This window comes from Streptococcus infantis (assembly GCF_001579645.1).
Classification (GTDB): domain Bacteria; phylum Bacillota; class Bacilli; order Lactobacillales; family Streptococcaceae; genus Streptococcus; species Streptococcus infantis_E.
The window spans coordinates 119,999-124,534 of sequence record NZ_KQ970823.1 but is presented as its reverse complement, the minus strand read 5'-3'; the positions used below and the strand labels follow the sequence as shown (position 1 = coordinate 124,534).

At 41.0% G+C, this 4,536-nt stretch carries 3 protein-coding genes; 1 reads left to right on the top strand and 2 read right to left on the bottom strand.

Translation table 11 applies throughout. The features are described from left to right. Positions 1-77: 77 nt before the first annotated feature. A complete protein-coding gene (locus SINDD18_RS08615) occupies positions 78-1,688 on the bottom strand; it encodes a glycoside hydrolase family 13 protein (protein ID WP_061863836.1) in 1,611 nt (536 codons plus the stop codon). A gap of 150 nt (positions 1,689-1,838) precedes the next feature. Here SINDD18_RS08615 and SINDD18_RS08610 point away from each other — a divergent pair, with 150 nt between their 5' ends. Next, positions 1,839-3,323 (top strand): DUF1846 domain-containing protein, encoded by a 1,485-nt coding sequence (locus SINDD18_RS08610; protein WP_049503931.1) that lies wholly within the window; start codon positions 1,839-1,841, stop codon positions 3,321-3,323. Between the two features lie 571 nt (positions 3,324-3,894). Here the strand turns inward: SINDD18_RS08610 and SINDD18_RS11445 are convergent. Continuing rightward, a partial coding sequence (locus tag SINDD18_RS11445; protein WP_241497366.1) for an SIS domain-containing protein occupies positions 3,895-4,536 on the bottom strand: 642 nt, incomplete at its 5' end.

Sequence of the window (4,536 nt, the reverse complement as noted above, 5' to 3'; positions counted from 1 at the left end):
CCTAATATTTATTAAAGAAATTTCTACACTTATTTTAGAAAAAACTCAAGCATCTTTGGATACTTGAGTTTCTAGGTTTATTTGGCTAATTCGACACTGAAGGCATCCCATGGAGCCAAGGTCTGTGTAGCTAAAGCTGCTTCTACTGAGGTATTTTCAATCAAGACAGATGTGATTGATTCTTCAACTGCGAACTCTTGCTTTTGGTTGGACAAGTTTGCCACAACTAGGAATCGACGGTCGCCATCTTTACGGATGTATGCAAAGACTTTTTCAGCCGTTTCAAGGAGTTCAAAATCAGCTCTCACCAACCAGCTATTTCCCTTACGAATGTTTACCAATTTTTGATAAGTATAGAAAATAGAATCCGGGTTTGCCAGTGCTTCCTGAACGTTGATTGCTTCGTAGTTTGGATTAACAGCCAACCAAGGTTGTCCGTCTGAGAAACCAGCATTTTTTGTCTCATCCCACTGCATTGGAGTACGCGCATTGTCACGTCCAATCACACGAATGCTATCCATGATTGTTTCCATTGAAACACCTTTTTCAAGGGCTTCACGCGCATAGTTGAGGGATTCAATATCTTCTACTTGCTCCAAGTTTTCAAATGGGAAATTGGTCATCCCAATCTCCTCCCCTTGGTAAATATAAGGAGTCCCTCTCATGAGATGAAGCAAGATTGCATACGCTTTAGCAGATTTTTCGCGGTATTCTCGGTCATTTCCCCAGATTGAGACGATACGAGGGAGGTCATGGTTGTTCCAGAAGAGCGAATTCCAGCCGTCCTCAACTCCTAATTCTGTCTGCCATTTGTTGAAAATCTTTTTTAATTTCCCAACATTTAGCTCTTTTTGGTACTGCCACTTAGGTTGTCCTTCCTGATACTGAAGACAGATATGTTCAAACTGGAAGACCATAGACAGTTCTTGTCCTTTTGGATCTGAATAGAGTTTTGCGATTTCTGGTGTCGCTCCCCATGTCTCCCCTACTGTCAAGAGCTCTTTGTCGCCGAAAGTAGCCTGATTCATTTCCTTGAGATAAGGATGGAGCATAGGACCATTGTTGACAATCTTCTGATCAGGTATCTTCCCAATCATGTCAATAACGTCCATACGAAATCCACCGATCCCTTTATCAATCCAGAAATTCATCATTTCATAGATTTTTTGGCGTAGTTCTTCATTTTCCCAGTTAAGGTCTGGTTGTTTCTTACTGAAAAAGTGCAGATAATATTGACCAGCCTTTTCGTCATATTGCCAGGCAGAACCACTGAAAATTGACTCCAATTCGTTAGGTTCATCACGCCAGATATAGTAGTCTCGCTCAGGACTATCAGGATTTTCACAAGCTTCGATAAACCAAGCATGCTCATCTGATGTATGATTGACCACCAAATCCATAATGATTCGGATATCTCGTTTTTTAGCCTCAGCAATCAGCTCATCCATATCTTCCATGGTTCCAAAGATAGCCGCGATATCTTGATAATTGGCAATATCATAACCATTGTCATCCATGGGGCTATCATAGACTGGAGAAAGCCAGATCGCTGTGATCCCTAACTTAGCTAGATAGTCTAGCTTACTGGTAATTCCAGGTAAATCACCAATCCCATCTCCATTGCTATCCTTAAAACTTTTTGGATAGACCTGATAAACAACGGCATTGTGCCACCATTTTTCTTGCATCTTTTTTCCCCTTTTAACATTCACTTTATTCCATCATAGACCTTTTCTTAATTTTATGCAAGCGTTTGCTTTAATCTTTTTCCTTATTTCGAACCTCCGTTGTTTCTTATCTTCCATTTTTTTTATATAATAGAGGTCAGAGGTAAAAAAATGAAAAAACAAGCTTTTAGTTCTGAACAATATTTAAATCTACAACGCGACCATATCTTGGAGCGCATCAACCAATTTGACGGCAAACTCTACTTGGAGTTTGGTGGCAAAATGTTAGAAGATTTCCACGCTGCTCGTGTCCTTCCTGGATATGAACCAGATAACAAAATCAAACTCTTACAAGAATTGAAGGAGCAAGTTGAGGTTGTTATCGCTATTAACGCTAGCAATATCGAGCACTCAAAAGCTCGTGGAGACTTGGGCATTTCTTATGACCAAGAAGTGCTTCGTTTGATCGATAAATTCAATGAACTCGGTATCTTTGTTGGTTCAGTCGTCATTACTCAATATGCAGGCCAACCGGCAGCTGATGCCTTCCGTAATCAATTAGAGAAAAATGGTATCGACTCTTATCTCCACTACCCTATCAAGGGATATCCGACAGATATGGATCATATCATTTCTCCTGAAGGTATGGGGAAAAACGACTATATCAAAACTAGTCGTAACTTGATTGTCGTGACTGCTCCTGGGCCTGGTTCAGGTAAGTTGGCAACTTGTATGTCTAACATGTACCACGACCAAATCAATGGTATCAAGTCTGGTTATGCTAAATTTGAAACCTTCCCAGTTTGGAATCTCCCACTTCATCATCCAGTCAACTTGGCTTATGAAGCTGCTACAGCAGACCTGGATGATGTCAACATGATTGACCCATTCCATCTCCAAACTTATGGAGAAACCACCGTCAACTACAACCGCGACATTGAAATTTTCCCTGTCCTCAAGCGTATGCTGGAACGTATCTTGGGTGAGTCTCCTTATGCATCTCCAACTGACATGGGTGTCAATATGGTTGGTTTTGCAATCACTGATAACGACGCTGCCATTGAAGCATCTAAACAGGAAATTATCCGTCGCTACTATCAAACTGTTCTTGATTTCAAGGCTGAAAAAGTCGGTGAAACTGCCGTTAAGAAAATTGAGTTGCTCATGAATGACCTAGGTATCACACCAGCTGATAGAAAGGTTGCTGTTGCCGCACGTCAAAAAGCAGAAGAAACAGGCGGACCTGCTCTAGCTCTTGAATTACCTTCTGGTGAAATCGTTACTGGTAAGAACTCAGAACTCTTTGGTCCAACAGCCGCTGCTTTGATCAATGCAATCAAGAAATCAGCTAACATCAATGCTGAAACAAAATTAATTGAACCAGAAGTGGTGAAACCAATTCAAGGTTTGAAAATCAATCACTTGGGTAGTCGCAATCCCCGACTCCACTCAAATGAAATCCTTATCGCACTTGCAATCACAGCTATGCAGAATCCTGATGCAGATCGTGCCATGAAAGAACTCGGAAACCTCAAAGGAAGCGAAGCTCACTCTACGATTATCCTAACAGACGAAGACAAAAATGTTCTTCGCAAACTAGGAATCAATGTAACCTTTGATCCTTACTACCAATACGATCGTTTATATCGCAAGTAAAATACGACACTCACTCCTCTAAGAGTTGGATCCTTATCGTCCAGCTCTTAGAGTTTTTTTATAGCTTTCCAGTCTTTCACAAGCATAGCTTTCAAAAAGTTAATAGAAACTGGGATAACATTTAATTTTAGATTTATTTCTCATGAATTCTTAAAAGGAGTGATACTCAATGAAAATCAAAGAGCAAACTAGGAAACTAGCCGCAGGTTGCTCAAAGCACTGCTTTGAGGTTGTAGATAGAACTGACGAAGTCAGTAACATATATACGGCAAGGCGACATTGACGCGGTTTGAAGAGATTTTCGAAGAGTATGAATCAATCCTCTTCAATCTTGACTTGAACTATCTTGGCTGAGGTCTTGATCCGTTTTCTCTACAATATCAAATTGGTGTAATGAGACTGACTTCATCACTCTTATCTAGAACCTCAAAGCGATGCTTGGAGACGTCTACACAAGAGAACTAGTTTAGCCATAGATTTTCATTAAGTGTACAAAAAAAGTGAACTAAATAGCATTCTGATTTCCAGAAAGCTATTTAGTTCACTTTTGCTTATGATTTAAACTTTGGGTTTATTCTACCGTTACAGACTTGGCAAGGTTACGTGGCTTGTCCACATCGAGTCCACGGTGTAGGGTTGCAAAGTAAGCGACCAGTTGCGTTGGTACCACCATTGAGATTGGTGAGAGGTAAGGGTGGACGGTCGTAAGAATGATGTCGTCTGTATCTTTGGCAACATTTTCTTCTGCAATAGTAAGGACCTTAGCGCCACGTGCTGCCACTTCTTGGATATTTCCGCGAGTGTGATTAGCAAGAACCGGATCTGACAAGAGGGCCAATACAGGCGTTCCTTCTTCAATCAAAGCAATAGTTCCATGCTTGAGCTCTCCAGCCGCAAAACCTTCACATTGGATATAAGAAATCTCTTTGAGTTTGAGACTGGCTTCCATGGCTACATAGTAATCTTGACCACGTCCGATATAAAAGGCGTTACGTGTTGTTTCAAGAAGATCACGAACCTTGCTATCAATCAATTCTTTTTCTGAGAGAGTTGATTCGATAGACTGAGCCACGATAGACAATTCGTGAACCAAATCGAAAGCTTTGGCTTTTTCATTGCCATTTGCTTCACCGACCGCTTTCGCAAGGAAGGCAAGAGCTGCGATTTGCGCAGTATATGCCTTGGTTGAAGCAACGGCAATTTCAGGACCTGC